This is a genomic window from Thermostichus vulcanus str. 'Rupite' (assembly GCF_022848905.1).
Taxonomy (GTDB): domain Bacteria; phylum Cyanobacteriota; class Cyanobacteriia; order Thermostichales; family Thermostichaceae; genus Thermostichus; species Thermostichus vulcanus_A.
This window is the reverse complement of sequence record NZ_JAFIRA010000002.1, coordinates 106,262-124,151: the sequence shown is the minus strand read 5'-3', so window position 1 is coordinate 124,151 and position 17,890 is coordinate 106,262. Positions and strand designations below refer to the sequence as shown.

Annotated in this window: 24 protein-coding genes; 10 read left to right on the top strand and 14 right to left on the bottom strand. The window is 55.4% G+C overall.

Annotation, left to right across the window (positions count from 1 at the left end; genetic code table 11):
* Nucleotides 1-261: 261 nt before the first annotated feature.
* The 4 genes from JX360_RS01795 to JX360_RS01780 form a co-directional block, all read right to left on the bottom strand.
* Complete coding sequence (locus JX360_RS01795) at nt 262-780, bottom strand: CheW domain-containing protein (RefSeq protein ID WP_425244334.1); 519 nt, start codon at nt 778-780, stop codon at nt 262-264.
* A 118-nt stretch (nt 781-898) separates the two neighbouring features.
* The gene (locus JX360_RS01790; protein WP_244348769.1) at nt 899-1,264 is read right to left on the bottom strand and encodes a response regulator transcription factor; all 366 of its coding nucleotides are present in this window, start codon (nt 1,262-1,264) and stop codon (nt 899-901) included.
* Nucleotides 1,261-1,635, bottom strand: coding sequence for a response regulator (locus JX360_RS01785; RefSeq protein WP_244348768.1), 375 nt, complete (start codon nt 1,633-1,635; stop codon nt 1,261-1,263). Before JX360_RS01785 ends, JX360_RS01790 begins: the two co-directional genes overlap by 4 nt.
* A gap of 208 nt (nt 1,636-1,843) precedes the next feature.
* Entirely contained in the window at nt 1,844-2,986 is a 1,143-nt protein-coding gene (locus JX360_RS01780) for a response regulator (RefSeq protein ID WP_244348767.1), read from the bottom strand.
* Nucleotides 2,987-3,300: 314 nt separating this feature from the next.
* Here JX360_RS01780 and JX360_RS01775 point away from each other — a divergent pair, with 314 nt between their 5' ends.
* Nucleotides 3,301-3,585, top strand: coding sequence for a YggT family protein (locus tag JX360_RS01775; RefSeq protein WP_244348766.1), 285 nt, complete (start codon nt 3,301-3,303; stop codon nt 3,583-3,585).
* A gap of 230 nt (nt 3,586-3,815) precedes the next feature.
* On the opposite strand, the gene JX360_RS01770 is transcribed toward JX360_RS01775, so the two are convergent.
* Nucleotides 3,816-4,538 carry a hypothetical protein gene (locus tag JX360_RS01770; protein WP_244348765.1) on the bottom strand — a complete coding sequence of 241 codons (723 nt, stop codon included), beginning with the start codon at nt 4,536-4,538 and terminating at the stop codon, nt 3,816-3,818.
* 111 nt (nt 4,539-4,649) lie between these two features.
* The gene (locus JX360_RS01765; protein WP_244348764.1) at nt 4,650-4,925 is read right to left on the bottom strand and encodes a hypothetical protein; all 276 of its coding nucleotides are present in this window, start codon (nt 4,923-4,925) and stop codon (nt 4,650-4,652) included.
* Between the two features lie 48 nt (nt 4,926-4,973).
* On the opposite strand from JX360_RS01765, the gene cobU reads away from it, so the two are divergent.
* The 4 genes from cobU (at nt 4,974) to JX360_RS01745 (ending at nt 7,549) form a co-directional block, all read left to right on the top strand.
* Nucleotides 4,974-5,540 carry a bifunctional adenosylcobinamide kinase/adenosylcobinamide-phosphate guanylyltransferase gene (gene cobU / locus JX360_RS01760; RefSeq protein ID WP_244348763.1) on the top strand — a complete coding sequence of 189 codons (567 nt, stop codon included), beginning with the start codon at nt 4,974-4,976 and terminating at the stop codon, nt 5,538-5,540.
* Between the two features lie 68 nt (nt 5,541-5,608).
* Entirely contained in the window at nt 5,609-6,127 is a 519-nt protein-coding gene (locus tag JX360_RS01755) for a CRR6 family NdhI maturation factor (protein ID WP_244348762.1), read from the top strand.
* On the top strand, nt 6,124-6,738 hold the full coding sequence (locus JX360_RS01750) for a P-loop NTPase family protein (protein WP_244348761.1): 615 nt from the start codon (nt 6,124-6,126) through the stop codon (nt 6,736-6,738). The genes JX360_RS01755 and JX360_RS01750 overlap by 4 nt, the downstream gene beginning before the upstream one ends.
* A gap of 31 nt (nt 6,739-6,769) precedes the next feature.
* Nucleotides 6,770-7,549 carry a class II aldolase/adducin family protein gene (locus tag JX360_RS01745; protein ID WP_244348760.1) on the top strand — a complete coding sequence of 260 codons (780 nt, stop codon included), beginning with the start codon at nt 6,770-6,772 and terminating at the stop codon, nt 7,547-7,549.
* Nucleotides 7,550-7,602: 53 nt separating this feature from the next.
* Here JX360_RS01745 and JX360_RS01740 read toward each other — a convergent pair whose 3' ends face one another.
* The 5 genes from JX360_RS01740 to JX360_RS01720 form a co-directional block, all read right to left on the bottom strand.
* On the bottom strand, nt 7,603-8,730 hold the full coding sequence (locus tag JX360_RS01740) for a histidine kinase (RefSeq protein ID WP_244348759.1): 1,128 nt from the start codon (nt 8,728-8,730) through the stop codon (nt 7,603-7,605).
* A 177-nt stretch (nt 8,731-8,907) separates the two neighbouring features.
* Nucleotides 8,908-9,090, bottom strand: a complete 183-nt coding sequence (locus tag JX360_RS01735; RefSeq protein WP_244348758.1) for a DUF3285 domain-containing protein — start codon at nt 9,088-9,090, stop codon at nt 8,908-8,910.
* Nucleotides 9,091-9,196: 106 nt separating this feature from the next.
* On the bottom strand, nt 9,197-9,781 hold the full coding sequence (gene aat / locus JX360_RS01730; RefSeq protein WP_341830515.1) for a leucyl/phenylalanyl-tRNA--protein transferase: 585 nt from the start codon (nt 9,779-9,781) through the stop codon (nt 9,197-9,199).
* A gap of 19 nt (nt 9,782-9,800) precedes the next feature.
* Nucleotides 9,801-10,253, bottom strand: coding sequence for a diheme cytochrome c (locus tag JX360_RS01725; RefSeq protein WP_244348757.1), 453 nt, complete (start codon nt 10,251-10,253; stop codon nt 9,801-9,803).
* 130 nt (nt 10,254-10,383) lie between these two features.
* Nucleotides 10,384-10,707, bottom strand: coding sequence for a hypothetical protein (locus JX360_RS01720; protein WP_244348756.1), 324 nt, complete (start codon nt 10,705-10,707; stop codon nt 10,384-10,386).
* Between the two features lie 119 nt (nt 10,708-10,826).
* On the opposite strand from JX360_RS01720, the gene purN reads away from it, so the two are divergent.
* Nucleotides 10,827-11,495, top strand: a complete 669-nt coding sequence (gene purN / locus JX360_RS01715; RefSeq protein WP_244348755.1) for a phosphoribosylglycinamide formyltransferase — start codon at nt 10,827-10,829, stop codon at nt 11,493-11,495.
* A 20-nt stretch (nt 11,496-11,515) separates the two neighbouring features.
* Nucleotides 11,516-12,349 (top strand): PIN domain-containing protein, encoded by an 834-nt coding sequence (locus tag JX360_RS01710; RefSeq protein ID WP_244348754.1) that lies wholly within the window; start codon nt 11,516-11,518, stop codon nt 12,347-12,349.
* A gap of 35 nt (nt 12,350-12,384) precedes the next feature.
* On the opposite strand, the gene JX360_RS01705 is transcribed toward JX360_RS01710, so the two are convergent.
* A complete protein-coding gene (locus JX360_RS01705; protein ID WP_244348753.1) occupies nt 12,385-13,557 on the bottom strand; it encodes an RNA-guided endonuclease TnpB family protein in 1,173 nt (390 codons plus the stop codon).
* A 156-nt stretch (nt 13,558-13,713) separates the two neighbouring features.
* On the opposite strand from JX360_RS01705, the gene trpD reads away from it, so the two are divergent.
* Together trpD and JX360_RS01695 are read left to right on the top strand one after the other, a co-directional pair.
* Nucleotides 13,714-14,745, top strand: coding sequence for an anthranilate phosphoribosyltransferase (trpD, locus tag JX360_RS01700; RefSeq protein ID WP_244348752.1), 1,032 nt, complete (start codon nt 13,714-13,716; stop codon nt 14,743-14,745).
* Between the two features lie 6 nt (nt 14,746-14,751).
* A complete protein-coding gene (locus JX360_RS01695; protein ID WP_244348751.1) occupies nt 14,752-15,519 on the top strand; it encodes a M48 family metallopeptidase in 768 nt (255 codons plus the stop codon).
* A 43-nt stretch (nt 15,520-15,562) separates the two neighbouring features.
* Here the strand turns inward: JX360_RS01695 and JX360_RS01690 are convergent, their stop codons facing one another.
* Both JX360_RS01690 and JX360_RS01685 read right to left on the bottom strand, forming a co-directional pair.
* The gene (locus tag JX360_RS01690) at nt 15,563-16,132 is read right to left on the bottom strand and encodes a Uma2 family endonuclease (RefSeq protein WP_244348750.1); all 570 of its coding nucleotides are present in this window, start codon (nt 16,130-16,132) and stop codon (nt 15,563-15,565) included.
* A gap of 134 nt (nt 16,133-16,266) precedes the next feature.
* Nucleotides 16,267-17,013, bottom strand: coding sequence for a rhomboid family intramembrane serine protease (locus JX360_RS01685; RefSeq protein ID WP_244348749.1), 747 nt, complete (start codon nt 17,011-17,013; stop codon nt 16,267-16,269).
* Between the two features lie 182 nt (nt 17,014-17,195).
* On the opposite strand from JX360_RS01685, the gene JX360_RS01680 reads away from it, so the two are divergent.
* Nucleotides 17,196-17,870, top strand: a complete 675-nt coding sequence (locus JX360_RS01680; RefSeq protein WP_244348748.1) for a LuxR C-terminal-related transcriptional regulator — start codon at nt 17,196-17,198, stop codon at nt 17,868-17,870.
* The last annotated feature ends 20 nt before the right edge of the window (nt 17,871-17,890 follow it).

Here is a 17,890-nt window from a genome sequence, read left to right as displayed (position 1 = left end):
ACACGGATTTAACGGAACTCTCCTCAACACCCATACCTCAGAACCCCTCGTGGTATATATGAGTCATCTCCCCAGTGGGGTCTGCGGCCTCTGCCTTTCAAATCTCTAGCCTCTGCTTTGGGGAAGCTACGGGAAGAGGCACCCTAGAGAACCGGGTGACTGTCCGTCAAGGGTTAAGGGTATCTCAGCTTTCCCCATCCAAAATGGGTTCGATCGGATCGTTTGATACGAACTATACACCCTCTCCCCGCCGACGCTTCATCAACCCCAACGATTAGATCTCAGGATGGCTGACTGATCCAGCAATGGCAAGGTTAACCCTGTCTCGGCCACCATCCATTCCCCCCGCAGAAAGGGAGCCATGGCTTCGGGGGCCGTGAGAGCAGGCCGTACCGATTCGGTTTTCAGCCACTCCATGCCCACAATTAAATCCACAGCCAGGCCCATGAGCAAATCTTGTTGCTCCATGATCGCCACCACTGGCAGCTCAGTGCGATCCACATTCAGGGGGGGGCTAATTCCCAAAAACTGCCCGAGATCAGCAACCCAAATAATTTCACCCCGCAGATTGAGGGTGCCGAGCAAAACAGGTGCCACATTGGGCATGGGAGTAATTTTCTCAGGCCCGATGCTCATCACCTCCACCACCGAAACTGCTGGCAGGGCAAATTGCTCTCCAGTCGACACCTTGAACTTCAGGAATAGCTCCCCTTCTGGGGCCTCTATCTCCTGCAATTCTTGGGTCTCATCCCCCATTAATAAATCCAGATCCCCCAGCATGACGCTCCCCCGCGTGATGGTTTGATGCATATGAGTGGTCAGCCTGCCCTTCTCCAAGAGTGCTCGAATACAGCACACCTTTCGGGCATCACCGGAAGGGATGGGTCACGGGCAGTTCTTAACCTCTCAACAATTGTTTAATCGTACCCACTAATTCTTGGGGCTGAAAGGGTTTGGCAATATAGGCATCAGCCCCCTGCCGGATCCCCCAATACCGATCAAATTCTTCCCCCTTGGATGAACACATCACAATCGGTGTTTTTTGGGTGAGGGGATCCGCTTTTAGGCGGCGGCACACTTCGTAGCCATTCATGCGTGGCATGACAATATCCAACACGATTAAATCCGGCCTTTCGCCCTGCACCGCTTCCAGAGCTTCCAATCCATCCGCAACAACGGTCACCTCTAGACCGCTCTGCTTCAGCAAGTTACTGATCATCTCCCGCTGAGATTGGCTGTCTTCTACAACCAAAACACGACTCATTTCCGGTTGATCTCCCGCAACTGATTTTTGATAGTCGCTAACAATTCCTGAGGTTTGAAGGGCTTGGTGACATAGGCATCCGCCTGGTTGCGCTTCGCCCACTCAATGTCAAAGGCTTGATCTTTGGTGGAGCACATGACGATGCGAATGTGCTTGGTACTTTCATCCCCCTTCACTTCTCGACACACCTCGTAGCCATTCATGCGCGGCATCACCACATCCAGCACTACTAAGTCTGGTTTTTGCTCACGGATGGCATCCATGGCTTCTACACCATCCATAGCTGTTGAGACTTCCAAACCACTGTCGGAAAGCAGACTGGAAATGGTCTCCAGGTAGGTACGGTTGTCATCCACCACCAGCACTTTCATCGTTGTCTTGCTCCTGTTGTTTTTGTTGTACCCCCAAGCAACCGCCGCAGCTACTGAGATGGGTCTCTAACCTCACCCCAGCTCCCTGATTTTAGGTTGGCTGTGCTACCCCTATTGTTTCGATGGGTTTATCCCTCTGTCCAGTATTTCCCCTTTGTGAGGGTTTGGCTGCCACCCCTTTGCCTCACTGCCGCTTACTGACGGGCACTTACTCACTGGGGCCCCGTTTCGGAGGAGGGCCAACATAAGATTCGACAATGGTCAACAATTCCTTCTCCGAGAAAGGCTTGCTGAGGAATTCATTGGCTCCGGCCATGCGGGCTTTGATGCGGTCGGTGAAGCCATCTTTGCCAGTCAGCATGATCATGGGGGTTTGACGAAATTGGCTGGACTTGCGCAACATGGCACACAGCTCGTAGCCATCCAGTTTGGGCATGGCCACATCACAGAGGATCATGTCGGGATTGAGGAGAAACACCTGCCCGAGCGCCTTGAGGGGGTTGCCAATGGTGGTCACCTGATAACCTTCGTTTTGCAAGATAAACTCCACGTTTTTTTGGATGGCCATAGAGTCGTCGATGCAGAGGATGTGGCTGGGTTTGCCGCTCAGGCTAAGAGGACGACTGGGTTTAGGCTCTGCGATCAGGATAGGCTCCGACAGTTGAATGGCCCCTTGGCGAACATAGGGGTAGATGGCTTTGGCTACAGTCAGGGTATCTCGACCGAGGTAACGCCCCATTTGGCGGATACTGGTTTTCCCATTTGACCACTCGCTTAAGGCCTTGAAAACAGGAGCAGGCAGGTTTTGCTGCAAAGGGGTGGGGTTGAGGATGGTGGGGGCTTGGTTGGGGGTTTGGATGTAAGGGTATAACTTTTTCCATTCCTGCACTTGCGTCACGATCTCCGTCAGAAGCGGGGTAACGGGGAAGGTGGTGAGCTGGGGGGCTAACGGGGATCCGGCCTCGAAAATAAAGGAACCGTGGTGGAGGCTGAGCAGATCGAAGAGCACTTCCCGTACCATGCTCAGGAGGATCTGTTTGCCTTGGTTGGGGTTGAGTTTGTGGTTTTCCAGCAAAGCCCAGAGGCGGTTGTACTCGGGAGCGTTGACGGCGGCCTTGTGGGGGATTTGGATTTGGTCGAGGGCGGCTTCCACCTTGAACCGGTGCAGGTAGTCTCGCAGGCGGGTGATGTTACCTTCGGTGTCGGAAGCATAGATGATCCGCCCGTTGAGGAAAAACACAAACCAGTAGGCGGAGGGGCTGGCCTCTACGAAAAGCTCCCCGGTGCGCTGGCCCAACTCGATCAGCTGGAGGATACTGCGGATATCGATCTCTTGTAGTTTCCCTTGCATGGGATCCCTGCCTAAAGTCCAGCGAGATACGACCATTATGCCGTTAGTCTTCCCAGTGCTATCCCAAACTCGGGCAGTTGGGGCCATTTCCGGCAAAAGAGTTGAGGGTTTCGGAGGATTTTCCCTTCGGCATAGCGGTCTAAGGGTAACCGTCGGGTTGAGATCCTAAAGAAAAATCCAAAACAGTTTTGACAGGGATCCCCTCTGGAGTGCTGACCGAGCCCTGCCTGCTGAGTATAGGGCTATCGCGGGATCCCGGCAGGCTGTCACAATGGAAGGAACCTCAACCTGCAAACCTGTTGCCTGGGCAATCTATGCTGCCGATTATTACCTCTTGGGTGCTTAGCCCATTGCTGGCAATTTACACCCTGCTGTTCGTACTGCGGATCTTTCTTTCTTGGTACCCACAACTGGATACTTCCCGTCTGCCCTACTCCTGGGTGATCGGGGCAACGGAATTTCTGCTGCGGCCAACTCGCAAGCTGATCCCCCCTTTGGGAGGAGTAGATATGGCCCCGGTCGTTTGGGTAGGCTTGGTTACTTTATTGCGGGAGATCTTGCTGGGACAGCAGGGATTGCTGACGATGGCTTTGCACTGAGTTATAGCCCTTTGCACCCAGGGCACGCTAGCGCGTCTGTCTGCTTTGCCAACGCCTCTCGTCCTACGGACGGGAGGGTCATTGTCCTACGGACGACCCGGAGGGTCATGGCGGCCCATGGGGCAATGCTAGTCACCCTGCACAGGGTACATATGTAACCCAGTCCCTCATTCCAAAAGCTGTCAGGGACACAAGCATTGTTGTAGAAAACTCGCAAAAGGGCTGTAAGCCTACTGCGGCACAGGGATCCCACTCACTCTCAACTGGTGGCGTCGGCTAGGGTAATCCGCTAAGCTCACCGACAGTGCCCGGGATCCGGCCAGGCTAGAAGCGGGGATACGGATGGTTCCCTGAAACACCTGACTATTGGGGGGCAGTTCCCCGGGCAGACCCTGGGTAAGGGCATTGATCGCCCGTCCATTGTCATCGGTGATGTTCATGAAGCTGTAGAGGAAGCGCACCGTTTCCGCTGAGTTGTTTTGCATGGCCACATTGAGAACCACCTGACCTCCCTCTCGACGAGCTGAGAGTACCTGCATAGAAACCTGCCCGCTAGCAGCAATTTGCTGAGGCGGAGGGGTGCGAATGACTGGAGAGGGTGTTGGAGTTGGGGGTGGAGTTGGAGTAGCAGCAACCGGCGTCGGTGGAGGCGTGGGGGCCTCCGCCAGCTCCGGGGAAAGGCTGGGGGTGGGGGTCGGGGTTGGCGTTGGGGTCGGAGGGGGGGTAGCGGCGACCAGAGGCGTTGGGGTGGGAGGAGGTTTGAGTTTGGCCTCAGCTTCAGTAATCACTTGCGCTTCGTTAACCAAGGGCACTGTGCGAGGATCCCGGACTTCGCCAGAAGTCGCAGCATTGCCAGAGTCAGTAACGGGTGAAGAAACCCCTGAGAGGGCTCGTTGGCCAAACAGATAACCTAGACAAGCACTCAACACAGCTGTGAAGAGAAACGCACTCAACCAGAGCAACACCCCAGAGAGTGTGGAGGTGAGATCTCGTGATGGTGTGGCTCGGCTCCTCAACGGACGGGGCTCCTGCTACTCAGACTGCTTTATCCATGATACGAAAGGTCAAGGATCCTGAAGGTCAAGGGGAGCAGGGTTTTGCCTCTGTTGCTGACGGGCCTGGAGGGTGGTGTTGTCTAAGTTGGGAAGCCGCTCCCCCAACCACCAACCGGGATCCTCCCAGGTGAGGGATCCCAGCCATTTTCTGGCTTGATCCGCTACAACCAAACCCAGCAAAATCGGGACAGTGATCAAGCTGAGGGCAAGATCAATCCCCAGAGCCGAAGGGAACTGAGAGGCTGCTTTTTTCGAATCTTTTTGGATATCCTGTCTGTCTTGCATGGCAAGGCTCTCGTTACCCTAGGTGAATGTGTTCCCATCCTAACCCCCATGCCGATTGTCCTGATTTGTGGCCCGGTTCGCTCTGGCAAAAGTCGTCTGGCCGAAAAGCTGGCGACGGTTTCGGGTTTATCGGTGCTGTATCTGGCGACTGGGCCTAAACCTGATCCAGCAAGCGATTCGGAATGGGCAGAACGGGTTCAACAGCATCAGCAGCGGCGCCCCTCCAGTTGGCAAACTCGGGAAACAGGACTGGATTTCAGCCTACGGGATCTCCCTCAACCTTGCTGTGTGCTGGTAGATTCCTTGGGGGGTTGGGTGGCGCAGGGATTAGACTATTTCCCCTCAGAATGGGATCCCTGGGTGCAGTCTTTTCTGGCCAGCCTGGAGAACTTTACGGGGTGGGTGATTGTGGTGGCGGAGGAGGTGGGGTGGGGGGTTGTGCCAGCCTACCCGATGGGTCGGTTGTTTCGGGATCGGTTGGGGGAGTTAACCCAGAAAGTCGCAGGTGTGGCGGATCAGGTCTTTTTGGTAACGGCGGGTTTTGCCCTGGAGATCAGCCGCCTAGGGATCCCGGTGGAGCAGGTGGGGGATCCCGGTGCTCCAGAGCTGCGATAAGCTGCAGAAGGCCACGTGGTGAAACATCCCCGGCTTTGTTTCAAGTGTGCTCGCCTAGCTGTGAAATTGTGCCGATCACCCTTTACCTATCTGCCAAAGCCATCCAAACCCTGGATTTGACTCCGGGACATGAGTTGATGCAAACCGTGATGGCGGATCCCGCTCGGGCTGCCCAACAGGTGCAATGCGTGATTGACTACCCGCGTAGCCCTGACGATCCACGGGAGTTGTCGGAAATCCCGGAGGTACGCCTCTGGTTCATTCGCTGGGATACGGTTTACCCCTGGTTCCCCTACTTTCTCGATTGGCGACGGGGGGAGCTAGCCCGCTATGCGGCGATGTTGGTGCCCCATCACTTTAACCCCCGCGAAGGGATCATCTATAACCCAGAGGCTCTGGAAATCTTTGTTTACCAAAAACTATTCGTGCTGATGCGCTGGCTGAAACAGCAGCCGTTGGACAAGGACTCGGTTCCGCTGACGCGAACGGTTTCCATGCTGCGGGATATGGCTTTGGTGTTTGGTTTCGAGATCCAGCCGCAGTTTTTGACCCTGTGGGAGGCAGAGACTTTAGGTGGAGACGCATGAGTGTGATGGTGGCAGCCACTTGGGCAGGGCCAGGGATCCCCAGTGTTGCGGAGGTGGCTCAGGCTTGGGTCGCTTGCTCTCGGCATTCCTACCACTGGCTGAATGGGGATCCCATGGGCTACGCCCCACTTGCGCAAACGGAAGCACATCTGCGGGATCTTTGGCAGCAGATCTCGACCTTAAATCACGAAGGGAGGGCAGAACCTCTATTGGTCTTGAGGGGTAGCCTTGCAGATCCGATTGGGGCGGGGCAAACCTGGGCGGATCTGGCCCGAGCTTGGAACTTACCGGTTCTGCTGACGCTGCCAAGGAGGGGAGCAATCAGCCAAGCGGCTGCCTTTGCGGCGTTGGTGCACCAGGCGCGGGCCCGCTGTTTGGGCTGGGTTTTGCTCGGTGAGCCAGGATTTGACCGTGCAACGGCTACGGGTGAAAGGCTGGGATCCCAGCCAGACTTTCCCGTGTCTTCGGATCTAGAAGATTGGGAGGAACGGGATTCGGCCCTGGCCACACACCTGGAAACTCAGTTGGGGATCCCGGTGTTGGGACGTAGGGATCGGCGAGGACAGATCACCTGGGATACGGATTCTCTAGCGGCAATGGGCTATATCTAGGGGGCTTTACTGTCTTTGTTGGGGTGCTGCCATGACCTCCTCTGTCCTTTCTTCATCCCCCACTTCTTCATCTCCCACGGCCCAAGGTCTGACGGAAGCGGAACTGCGCTGTCAGTTGGCGGCCTGCTATCGGTTAATCGCCCGTTTTGGCATGGATGATCTGGTTTACACCCACATTTCGGTGCGCCTGCCGGGGCCAGAAGACCATTTTTTGATCAACCCCTTTGGCTTGCTGTTCGAGGAGGTGACTGCCTCCAATCTGGTCAAGATCGACATAAATGGAACCCTTGTGGAACCCAGTAACTGGCCGATTAACCCCGCCGGCTTTGTGATTCACAGTGCCATCCACAGTGCCCGTCCTGATATCTGCTGCGTGCTGCACACCCACACCCCCGCCGGGATGGCGGTCGCCGCTTTGCCAGAGGGTTTGTTGCCGATCAGCCAATTTGCGATGCAGTTTTATGGTCATCTCGCCTACCACGACTATGAAGGTATTGCCCTCGATTTGGCCGAGCGGGAACGGTTGATTGCCGATCTGGGCTCCCATCACAGTCTGATCCTGCGCAATCATGGCCTGCTGACGGTGGGTCGCACCATCCCGGAAGCGTTTGTGCGCATGTACTACCTGGAGCAATCCTGCCGCATCCAGATCGCAGCCCAGTCCGCCAGCGCTAACCTAGTCATTCCGCCCGCCTCTGTTTGTGAGCATACCGCCAGGCAGTTTGAGCGGGGGGGTGGCCCGATTGGGCAACGGGAATGGCAAGCCCTTATCCGCAAGTTGGATCGAGAGGATCCCTCTTACCGGGAATGAGCTGGATTGGTTCGCCTCCACCCAACAATGGGGTTGGATCCCGCCCAACTGACTTAAACTCGATACACCGGCAGGGTGAAATGGAAGCTACTGCCCTTACCGGGGGTAGACTCTACCCAAATTTGCCCGTAATGGGCCCGCACAATCCGCCGACACAGGGATAGGCCAATGCCATAGCCTTCCTGCTGTTGATCCCGCGACAGGCGTACCAAGTCGAAGAAGATGTTCTCTTGGTCGGCTGCCGGGATCCCTGGCCCCGTATCGCTGACGGTGACCTGAACCTTTTGGCTGGTGCGGTGTAAAACATTGAGGCGGATGGATCCCCCGGCAGGGGTATATTTGATGGCATTGTCCAGCAAATTGAATAAAACTTGGCGAATCTTGTCGCCATCCACCTGCACGGAAGGCAAATCCGTCGGAATATCCGATTGAAACTGCAACTGTTTGCCGCGGATGCGGGGCCACAGCTCCTCGATCACCGATTGGCAAAGGCTAGGCAACTGGGTTTCCACAGCCCGAATGGTCAGCTCCGATGTCGTGCCCCGGGCGGACTCCAAGATGTCGGTGATCATGCCATCCATTTTGCGCAGTTGCTGGCGGGCATGGTCGAACAGTTGTTGCTCCAGTTCTTTGTCCAGGGATCCCTCGCGCCCCTGCTGTAGGGTTTCTACCGCTAGGGCTGTGGCGGTGAGGGGGCTGCGCAAATCGTGAACCAACATCGCCAAAATGCGGTCTTTGAAATGAAGCTGTTCCCGCAACTGTGCCCGTTCCTGGCGCAGCAAAAACACCTCTTCTGACATTTGCAACAGGGCCTCTGTCGTGGGCGGAGGGGTAGGATCCTGCCCGGCATCCTCCTGATTGGAAGCCAAAGCCGCTTGTCCTTGCCAACGGGGCCACCACACCTCCAGTTGTGTGGACAAATCTTCTCCCGCCAGCACCTGAGCAGGCAAGGGCTCAGCCTTCACCAAGGCTGGGGTAACCACCAGCTTGTAATGCTCCGCCAGATAGGGGTGATCCTCCAACAACACCACTTCCAACTTGGCAGGGTATTGACCTGCTAACCCTTGAATATGTTGACGCAACTGCTCGGCAAGTTCAGCGATACTGGCTCGACTCTTAGCGAACAACAACAGGCGAAGGCCAGAGCGAGTGGAGGTTCGATCTAGCGAAGAAGTTTGCATAGGCCAAATCCGTAAGGGCTAGAGGTTGGCGTTTGAGCAACAGGGATTGTAGTGCCCTTGGGATTAGAACCCATCCTCATCCGTCCTCTTTATCCTTGCTAACACCTAACCTTACGAAAAGCTTAAGGAGCGTCATTAAGTGTAACGAGTAACACCTTTCCCTGTTGGCTGGGGCAGCTAATGAAAGGCAAAGGCTAGCCCCACCAAAACGCCGATCAAACCCAGCGAGGTGAGGGCGAAGTGCAGCAGAGAGGTTTTGCCTTTCCGCACCATATTGCGCATGGCCAAGCGGGTATAGCTCATTTGTGGAGCTGTGGGGGAAGCCTTGGGCTCTGTGTCAGGAGAAACAGGCTGCGACATCAAGATGCTTGAAGGCGAGAAATTAACAATAGCTTTAGATTAGCTCAATCCGCCCGCTAGATAAAGAGGATTTTGCGGTTCCCTCGCAACAGGCTGAATAACAGGTTTAGGCAAAGGTACAGGGGATCCCAATACACTGTTGCAACAGCTGCCAGTAAGCTGGGCCATCCATTTCAAAGGCACCAAAACGGGCCAAGTGGGGGTTCATCAACTGAGCATCGAACAGACGAAACCCCCGCGCCCGCAAGTGTTGCACCAGCTTCACCATCGCCACCTTGGAACCATTGGGAATGCGGTAGAACATTGACTCACCGATAAACGCCGCCCCAATCGTGATGCCCAGGATCCCGCCCGCCAGTGTGTCTCCCTGCCAAGTTTCAAAGCTGTGGGCAAACCCCGCCCGATGCAAAGCCCTATAGATCTGCTTGAGCTGCGGGCTAATCCAGGTTTGGGGACGGGCCGCGCATCCTTCCACTACTTGGTCAAACGCAGCATTGATCTGCACCTGAAAGCGCTCACTGCGTACCAGCGGTCGCAAAGAACGGGGACAATGAAATCGCTCATCCAGGGGGATCACCGTATGCCGCTCCGTGCCATACCAATCCAGGGATCCCGTCTCTTCATCCGCCATCAGGAAGTAGCCCTGCGCATAGCCTTCTAAAATGGCTGCAATATCAATGGAGTGACTCACCTTCCCCATCGCGCCCTACTTAAGACTGCCAATCTGGCGAGAGGCTGGCAAAGTCCCCGAAATCCACCCGGGGGTGACAATCCACACAGCTGCTCACCCGCACCGGACTGGGAAACTCAACTTGTAAATGCAAAGCCCGGAAATAGCGAGAATCCGCCAAGCGATAGGGCACCGGTTCCCGTTGCCTCAAGGGGCGGGAATTGGACCGTAGATACCCCCAGGCCAACTGTAGGGGCACACCCGTCAAGGGTTGAATCTGCTGGCCGTAGTGGTTGGGATCCTGGAGTAACCGTCGCCAGGTTTCGGTGGGCAACACTTGGGCGGGCAGGGCCACATGGCAACTGCCGCAACTGCGGACATACTGAGCCTGCTCCAGTTGGGTTTGACTCAAGCCCTGCTGTGCTTGTGCTACCGGGTTCTGCCCCACTCCCGTCAGCAGGGATCCCGTCAACCCGGCCAGAACCGCGATCATCCCCCAGATCCAAACCCGTCTGCGTTGTCCCCGGAAGTGAGGCATTTTCTCACACCTAGTGGCAAGACTTGTGACAATGTTTCCCCAATCTAAACCAGATGCTGAAAGATACAACCCCGACCCCTGGGGTTTATTTTTGCAAAAACTCCAGGAAATCTCGACGTAAGTCCCGAATTTCCTGCTGCATCTCCCGCATTTCTGATCTCATCTCTTGCATCTCTGCACTCATCTCGTCGGTACGGCGCTCAATGGCACGGGTTCGTTCATCAAACCGGTCAAGCGCCTCTCGGAAATACTGAGCTAGCATCGCTTGCCCCTCTCGGATTTCAGCGATCAACACCTCATGATTCTGGACAGTACGACTCAGGGTTGCAACAGTTTGACTTAGGGTTTCCGTAGTACTCGTTAGGCTGCCTACAGCATTAACCAATAGGGTTTCTTGCTCAGGTGTCATGACTTCACCAGCGTACTTTACCCATTTTGTCCTTTCACAGTACCCGCAGGGATCCAATCCGCCTAGACCCCTCAGGGATCTAAAATAGCGAGACTTCCGATTCTGCAATAGCAACCCCTATGGGCCAACCCAGTCTGCTCTGGCCAGATCCTGTTGAGATCCCAGCCCCATCGGATCCCGTCCGTTTGGGGATTTTGGCTTCCGGCAACGGCAGCAACTTTGCCGCGATTGCCCAAGCCATCCAGTCGGGAGACTTGAAAGCCCAAATTGCCGTTGTCATCACCAATAACCCCACTGCCTATGTGCGCCAGCGGGCAGAACAATGGGGGATCCCGTGCGTTCTCCTCAACCACCGTGAATATCCGCAACGGGAAGCCTTGGATGCGGCCATGATTGAGGTGCTCAAGCAGTATCGGGTGGAATGGGTGATCATGGCCGGGTGGATGCGTTTGGTGACCGAAGTGCTGATTGCAGCTTATCCGGGGCGGATTTTGAACCTGCATCCCAGTCTGTTGCCCAGCTTTAAGGGGTTACACGCCGTTGAGCAAGCCCTAGAGTACGGGGTAAAAATTACCGGTTGCACTGTGCATCTGGTCACCTTGGAGATGGATAGCGGCCCGATTGTCGCCCAGGCAGCCGTGCCGGTTTTGCCAGACGACACCGTGGCGTCCCTTTACCAACGCATTCAAGTCCAAGAACACCGGCTGTACCCGCAAGCGATTCGCCTCTGCATTGCGCCCGCCGAGGGATCCCAGCTACCCAAGCTGACGGGAAACCCGCACAATTGAGGAAACCCTTAGCACACCTTATGGCCGAGATCCCACCCCTCCTGATTTTCGATAGCCCGGTGATTTTGGCCGGTCGCCTAGCCCTGTGGCAAGAATGGGGACGTTTTGGGGTTTGCGTGCTGCCCCGTGCCGTGATGACGGAGCTGGAGCGCCTCACCCGACAGGCGATTGAGCCTCAAGAAGAAGCCGTCGCCCGCGAGTTTTTGCGCCAGTGGCCCAGCTTGGGGTTTCAAGTCTCCGAAGCCAGTGCGCTGGTGGGCGGGATCAACCCTGCCGGACAGTCCATGAGCCAGCGGGCCCGTTTGGAAGAGGCAGTTGCCGAGTGTGCCTATGCCTTGGCCCAGCAACAACCGGGAACCTTGGTGGTGTTGGTGAGCAACGATCGGCCTCTGGTGGGGCGAATTCAAGCGCTGGGCCATGCCAATCTCTGCGCCATCTCCCTCGCGGAGCTGAACCAATGGATGCGCGCCTCTCAGCGCCCGCAAGCAGTGGTAACGGCTCTGAATCGGTTGCCAGGGCCCGCCATTCCCGCCTCCACCCTGGGTTCTGCCTCTGCCCCTGCTCAGGGGCCCGCGAACTCCGCCCCGGCCCGCCCCTTGACACCCTCTCCTGAGGCTTCAAAGCCGCCATCTCAACCGCGGCAGGCGAAATCGGCTCCTGCTCAAGAAAACTCAACGGGGGCGCAGCTCTGGCAGATTTTGAAAACCCTACAAAACGGCATCACCCTGCTTCTGGCATTGATACTCCTCTCGGCGGCAGGGTTACTGGCTTGGCGTTTGGCGGATCCAGAAGGGAGCGAAGGAATCTGGAGACGTTTGCCCCTTTCGCGGATCCCTTGGATTCGAGATTTTTGACACTCCCCCGGTTAGAAACCGGGGGATTCTCCCTTCTAGCTCCCCACAGCTTGAAGCTGTGAGGGATTCATGGAGTTCAGGGGATTGCCAAATACCCCATCCCCTGAGCCGACCGTACCCATTACAGATACGGCTTCTTTTAGACTCAAAGGACACGAAAACCCGTCCCACTGGGCTAGGTTCATTGCGGCATTCCAGTCGGCATCACAGCAATACCCGTCCTGCCCGGTGAACAAATGCCCACTCCTTTTCCCAATCAATCCTGTCCTGTGGTCGGTTTTGGATGTGTAGGCAGCAGGGCGCTTGTGTAGAGTTCTACCTGCCATTTCCAGTTTGTAGGCAACCTTCCACTCCAAGTCGTAGTACGACCAGGTATGGCGCGATTTCCCGGCATCCGAACGCGCCTTCTGGCTCTGTCTGGATTGGCGGATACCTGAGAGGTCTTCCATCCACACATCCGCATTCACCGCCTTGGCAAACCGCACAATGCGACGGCTAACGGTGTGGTTGACTGCCCTCATCCAACGGGCTTCTTTGCGCTCCAGTCGCTTGAGTGCTCGGTATTTACCCGCCTGTTGCAACTGGGCACGACGCTTCTGGAAACGACGACGACGATAGGCTACCTCTCCACCCCCAAAAAACACCGCCCGACCCCAACGGGTGGCCGCCACTGCCAAACGGTTCTGCCCCCGGTCAACACCTAACCGTTCCGTACTCTTCACCTCGGGAACTTCCCAAGTGATAGATACAACCGCGTACCAACAGCCCCGTAGCTTCATGAGTTTCAAGGTTCCCCGTTCACAATCCTGCTCAGCCAGGATGCGCTCAAGACGCTCGGCATAGTAGGAACTGCCAACCTCAAGGGGAACCCGCTTGTCACCCTGAATTGTGGGAAAACTCACCGAGTAGGTGCTACCTACTTTGTGCAGCTTCCAGTTTTGGTTGTTGACCTCTGGCCAGAACACTTTGAAGTGCTTGACCCGCTGGCCGGCTTTCCCCTTCAGGACACGAATCACTTGGTTGGAGAGGGCCGACTTGAGTGGTGTCACCACTTTGGCGGTTGTTAATGCTTTTCGTTCCTTTGGACTGATGCGGAGCAGTTCGTTTGCCAGTGCGGTTGTCGCACAAACCGTCTGGGCAAACATCTCTGCTTTGACCGCATTGAGGTCAAGAAACTTGAGCTTGAGTGTGGTGGTGACCCGTTTCATGGGGACTATTGTATGTACTATTTCTGTTGCTGAATAAATTCAGCCTGTGCGCTTATATCCCCCGGTTAGAAACCGGGGGCTTTACGCTACTTTTCGTAAGGGGAGGGCTGGTACAGTACCTATAAACCCTTTACGCTCCCCCTAGGAACCTCCCGTATGACGGACGCTGCCGACCTCTGGCCCCAGCTTTTGGCGCAACTGCTGGATCGACAGTCCCTGAGCGAAGCTCAAGCCGAGCAACTTATGAATGGCTGGCTGGATCATCAGGTGCCGGATGTGGTGTCGGGGGCGATCCTGGCTGCTCTCCAGGCGAAGGGAGTCAGTGCCAGCGAATTGGCCGGAATGGCACGGGTGCTGCAGCGGGCTTCGATCGGATCCCCTCTGGATTTACCCCTACTGGTGGATACCTGTGGCACGGGTGGCGATGGGGCAGGCACCTTTAATATCTCCACTGCGGTGGCCTTTGTGGTCAGCGCGGCAGGGATCCCAGTGGTGAAGCATGGCAATCGTTCGGCTTCAAGCAAAGTGGGATCGGCGGATGTGCTGGAGGCGCTGGGGGTAAATTTGGCAGCTGAGCCGGAGCGGGTTCGGGCTGCTGCTAGCGAAGTGGGGATTACGTTTTTGTTTGCCCCCAACTGGCATCCGGCCATGCGAGCGGTGGTACCCTATCGGCGGGCCTTGAAGATACGCACCATTTTCAATTTGCTAGGCCCGTTGGTGAACCCTTTTTATCCCAATCGGCAGGTGATCGGCGTTTACGCTCAAGACTTGGTGCCGATTCTGGCGGAAGCCTTACAGCTGTTGGGACGCGAAGGGGCGATTGTGTTGCACAGCCGGGAGGGACTGGATGAGGCAGGACTGGATCAACCGACCGATTTGGGGGTATTGGCGGGGGGAACGGTACAGGCAGAAGTTCTCGATCCGCGAGACTATGGGCTGACCTCAGCTCCCACCCAAGCTCTGAAAGGTGGGGAATTGGCCGAAAACACCGCTATCCTCACCCAAGTCCTGCAGGGATCCGGGGAACCGGCCCAGCGGGATGTGGTGGCCCTGAATGCTGCTTTGGCGTTGCAGGTGGCAGGAGCCGCCCCAGATTGGGGAGCCGGTATTGCTCAGGCCCAAGACATTCTGGCCAGTGGAGCCGCCTGGGCGCGGTTGCAGCAGTTGGTGGATTTTCTCAAATCTTGATCGGGCATGAGCGCTGAACAACTGAACTTATTTGACTTATTCCCAGAGCGGGCGGAGGCGAATTGGGAGGAGCCTTGGCCGAATCCCTGCATCCGAGAAAGTGCACGGGCCCGCCGGGTGATCCTAAAGTATTCCCCCCGCCGAGGTTTGGAACTGGTGATCCCAACCGGGTTTGACCGCAGGCGGATCCCGGATATCCTGCGCAACTCTACCGCCTGGGTCCAACACCAGCTACAAAGGCCCGTTCAACCCACTCCACTTTTGCCGGAGCGCATTTGCCTGCCCGCCCACCCCACCCCAAACACCCGTACCGAATGGTCTGTCCTCTACCAACCCAGCGGCGGCCCACCTACCTGGCAGGAGCGGGATGGGATCCTACGGCTAAACCGTGGACAGGATAGCCCCGATCTATGTTGTGCCCTTTTGCGGAGGTGGTTACGCAGTCAGGCCAAAGCCTGTTTGGATCCCTGGATCCATCAGCTCAGTCGGGACTTGAGTTTGCCCTTTGCTCGTCTCACCCTGCGTAGCCAACGAACCCGCTGGGGCAGTTGTTCCCGACAAGGGCATATCAGCCTGAATGACAAGCTTTTGTTTCTACCCACAGCGGTGGTGCGCTATGTGCTAATTCATGAGTTGTGCCACACCGTTCATCTCAATCACTCCGCCGCTTTTTGGCAACTGGTGGAGCGCCATGAACCTCACTATCGCCAGCTCAAATCTCAACTCAAAACCCTGCTGAATCGGATCCCGGCTTGGGTAGAGGACTGCCGATAGTGGAGATAGTCGAGGGCTTCTCTGTGCCCTATTTTGATGCTCTTTACTGGTTCACTTGCATCCATCCAAACAAAGTCTCAACCGTGAGTTGGATCCCTTGAGCAAATGCAGGTGTTTGAATCATGTCTTGGGGATCCTCATGCAAAGTTGGTTGCTGCTGAGCAGGATAGGTCAAAACCATTTTTTCTTCAGGATCTACGATCCACCCCATCTGACATCCGTGAGCTAAGCAACTCAAGACTTTTTTAATGAGTTTCGTTTGGTTTTGATCAGGAGATAAAACCTCAATCACCCAATCAGGGCAAAAGGGGATTAGATTTTGAATTGTCCCATCTTCATCCACAGGGATCCGATCCCAAGTGATCACAGAAATATCCGGTACAATAGCTCGCCCAGCAAAGGTGCAACACAACTCTGGGAGGGCCATTGCCACCCGCGGAGGCTCCAAAGCCTCATTAATAAAGCTGCCTAGTTTGAGCTGGATACGGCTATGTTTCCCTTGTGGCATGGGCTTTTGAATAATCTCTCCCTCAATAAATTCGCTGGCGGGTTGGGTTTCTGGCTGTTGCAGAAACTCTTCTAAGGTCAAGGGCTTGGTAGATAGGCTAACCATCACTTGCTCCTTATCAAGGTAGGATTCGTTTAAAAGTTTAAGTCAGTTTAAGGTATCCACAAGATGTAGGGATTAATGTACAGATTCTCATCTAGCAAAGACTGATGGAAGAGCAATTGAGAAGAGAAGAAGTCTCAAAATAGTTCCTCCTCCCGTTGTCGCAAAGCCGCTTGGCGATCGTAGGGACTTTTGCCCGAAAACAATCCCATCAACGGCCCCAAAATCGCCCCAAACACAAATCCACCCGCATGGGCCCAGTAGGCAATTCCTCCCCCTTGCATCCCAATATTGGTGGTCATCTGTAGGCTGGCAATGCCATAAAAGGCCTGCTGCACAAACCAAAAACCCAAAAATACCCAGGCCGGGACATAAATGGTCGTAATAAAAATACCCAGAGGCACCAGAGTCAACACCTCAGCCCGTGGAAAACGCAAAATGTAAGCTCCCAGCACCCCAGCAATTGCACCACTTGCCCCCAGTGAAGGGATAGTGGATCCCATGTCAAAAAACCATTGGGTTAGGGCTGCTAAGGCCCCACAGGTGAGATAAAAAATCAGGTAGCGTACATGGCCCAAGCGATCTTCGACATTGTTGCCAAATACCCACAAAAAGAGCATGTTTCCGGCAATGTGTAAAAAACCGCCATGCAAAAACTGTGAGGTGAACAGGGTCACCCATTCCGGACGCACGGAAGACGTGACTTCCCCTTGAAAACTGGCCGTTAGCTCGGCAGGTACTACCGCCCACTCGCGGAAAAAGGCTGCCAACTCCTGTGGTGAAAGGGTTAACTCATAGATAAACACCACGATGTTGAGAATCAAGATTGCATAGGTAACATAGGCCGTGCGGGTGGTTGGGTTACGGTCTCGCAGTGGTACCACAGATGGGATCCCCTTGACATCCCCTCTAGCCTAACCCGTTCTTTTGGGTCTCGCTTTGCACAACTCAGGATCCCGGTCAGGGGTTACACTGGGATAGCCTGCTGGGTCACTGATAAGGGGCTGGATCCCTTGTCGGTGAAGAGTCTTGTCCATGCCAGCACAACCCATCGAGGAGTGGATTGATGTCTGAGGTTGAAAGCCCAACTGCCCCGCTCAAGTTTTTGATCGTTGAAGATCACCCAGAAGTAGCCCAAAACAATTGCGAGTGGCTACAACGGATTGCGGCGGATGCCCAGTGCATTACGGTAACCAATCCGATGGACGGGATCCTGCGCTTGCAACGGGAACAACCGGATTTGGTGGTGTGTGACTTGCTCTATGGCCAAACCAGCGGGGAACAGTCTGCCGAACCGGGGCTAGAGTTTTTGCGCCATATTTTCGAGACCTATCCCACTTTGAATGTGATGGCCTATTCCAGTGAGCCGTTGCTCCTAACCCCCTTGGTGGGCCTGATCAGTAAGCACCAGGGTGGATTTGCGGCTGTCAACAAGATGGAACGGCGCACCGTGTTCCTAGAGGGGGCCAAAAGTGCCCTCAATGGGGAGTTGCGGATGCCGCGTGAGTTGCGGGGTCTGACCAAGTTGACAGAACGGGAAATCGAAGTCTTGAACTTACTCTGTAAAGAAGCCCTCACGGATCAGGCCATTGCTGACCGCATTCACACCAGCAAAAAGACCGTACAAAACTGTATTCAAAGGTTGAAAGAGAAGCTGGATATCTTTGAGTCGGAGGATGAGATCAATGCCCGCGTTGCCATGTGTATGACGGCTGTCCAGAAAAAAATTATTCAATGGTAATTCTTACAATCTTAATAATT

Excerpts from the sequence above, each read along its gene's own strand:
- JX360_RS01795 (WP_425244334.1), bottom strand. The coding sequence starts at position 780 with ATGCTGGGGGATCTGGATTTATTAATGGGGGATGAGACCCAAGAATTG.
- JX360_RS01790 (WP_244348769.1), bottom strand. The coding sequence starts at position 1,264 with ATGAGTCGTGTTTTGGTTGTAGAAGACAGCCAATCTCAGCGGGAGATG.
- JX360_RS01785 (WP_244348768.1), bottom strand. The coding sequence starts at position 1,635 with ATGAAAGTGCTGGTGGTGGATGACAACCGTACCTACCTGGAGACCATT.
- JX360_RS01780 (WP_244348767.1), bottom strand. The coding sequence starts at position 2,986 with ATGCAAGGGAAACTACAAGAGATCGATATCCGCAGTATCCTCCAGCTG.
- JX360_RS01775 (WP_244348766.1), top strand. The coding sequence starts at position 3,301 with ATGCTGCCGATTATTACCTCTTGGGTGCTTAGCCCATTGCTGGCAATT.
- JX360_RS01765 (WP_244348764.1), bottom strand. The coding sequence starts at position 4,925 with ATGCAAGACAGACAGGATATCCAAAAAGATTCGAAAAAAGCAGCCTCT.
- cobU (WP_244348763.1), top strand. The coding sequence starts at position 4,974 with ATGCCGATTGTCCTGATTTGTGGCCCGGTTCGCTCTGGCAAAAGTCGT.
- JX360_RS01750 (WP_244348761.1), top strand. The coding sequence starts at position 6,124 with ATGAGTGTGATGGTGGCAGCCACTTGGGCAGGGCCAGGGATCCCCAGT.
- JX360_RS01745 (WP_244348760.1), top strand. The coding sequence starts at position 6,770 with ATGACCTCCTCTGTCCTTTCTTCATCCCCCACTTCTTCATCTCCCACG.
- JX360_RS01740 (WP_244348759.1), bottom strand. The coding sequence starts at position 8,730 with ATGCAAACTTCTTCGCTAGATCGAACCTCCACTCGCTCTGGCCTTCGC.
- JX360_RS01735 (WP_244348758.1), bottom strand. The coding sequence starts at position 9,090 with ATGTCGCAGCCTGTTTCTCCTGACACAGAGCCCAAGGCTTCCCCCACA.
- JX360_RS01725 (WP_244348757.1), bottom strand. The coding sequence starts at position 10,253 with ATGATCGCGGTTCTGGCCGGGTTGACGGGATCCCTGCTGACGGGAGTG.
- JX360_RS01720 (WP_244348756.1), bottom strand. The coding sequence starts at position 10,707 with ATGACACCTGAGCAAGAAACCCTATTGGTTAATGCTGTAGGCAGCCTA.
- purN (WP_244348755.1), top strand. The coding sequence starts at position 10,827 with ATGGGCCAACCCAGTCTGCTCTGGCCAGATCCTGTTGAGATCCCAGCC.
- JX360_RS01710 (WP_244348754.1), top strand. The coding sequence starts at position 11,516 with ATGGCCGAGATCCCACCCCTCCTGATTTTCGATAGCCCGGTGATTTTG.
- JX360_RS01705 (WP_244348753.1), bottom strand. The coding sequence starts at position 13,557 with ATGAAACGGGTCACCACCACACTCAAGCTCAAGTTTCTTGACCTCAAT.
- trpD (WP_244348752.1), top strand. The coding sequence starts at position 13,714 with ATGACGGACGCTGCCGACCTCTGGCCCCAGCTTTTGGCGCAACTGCTG.
- JX360_RS01695 (WP_244348751.1), top strand. The coding sequence starts at position 14,752 with ATGAGCGCTGAACAACTGAACTTATTTGACTTATTCCCAGAGCGGGCG.
- JX360_RS01690 (WP_244348750.1), bottom strand. The coding sequence starts at position 16,132 with ATGGTTAGCCTATCTACCAAGCCCTTGACCTTAGAAGAGTTTCTGCAA.
- JX360_RS01680 (WP_244348748.1), top strand. The coding sequence starts at position 17,196 with ATGTCTGAGGTTGAAAGCCCAACTGCCCCGCTCAAGTTTTTGATCGTT.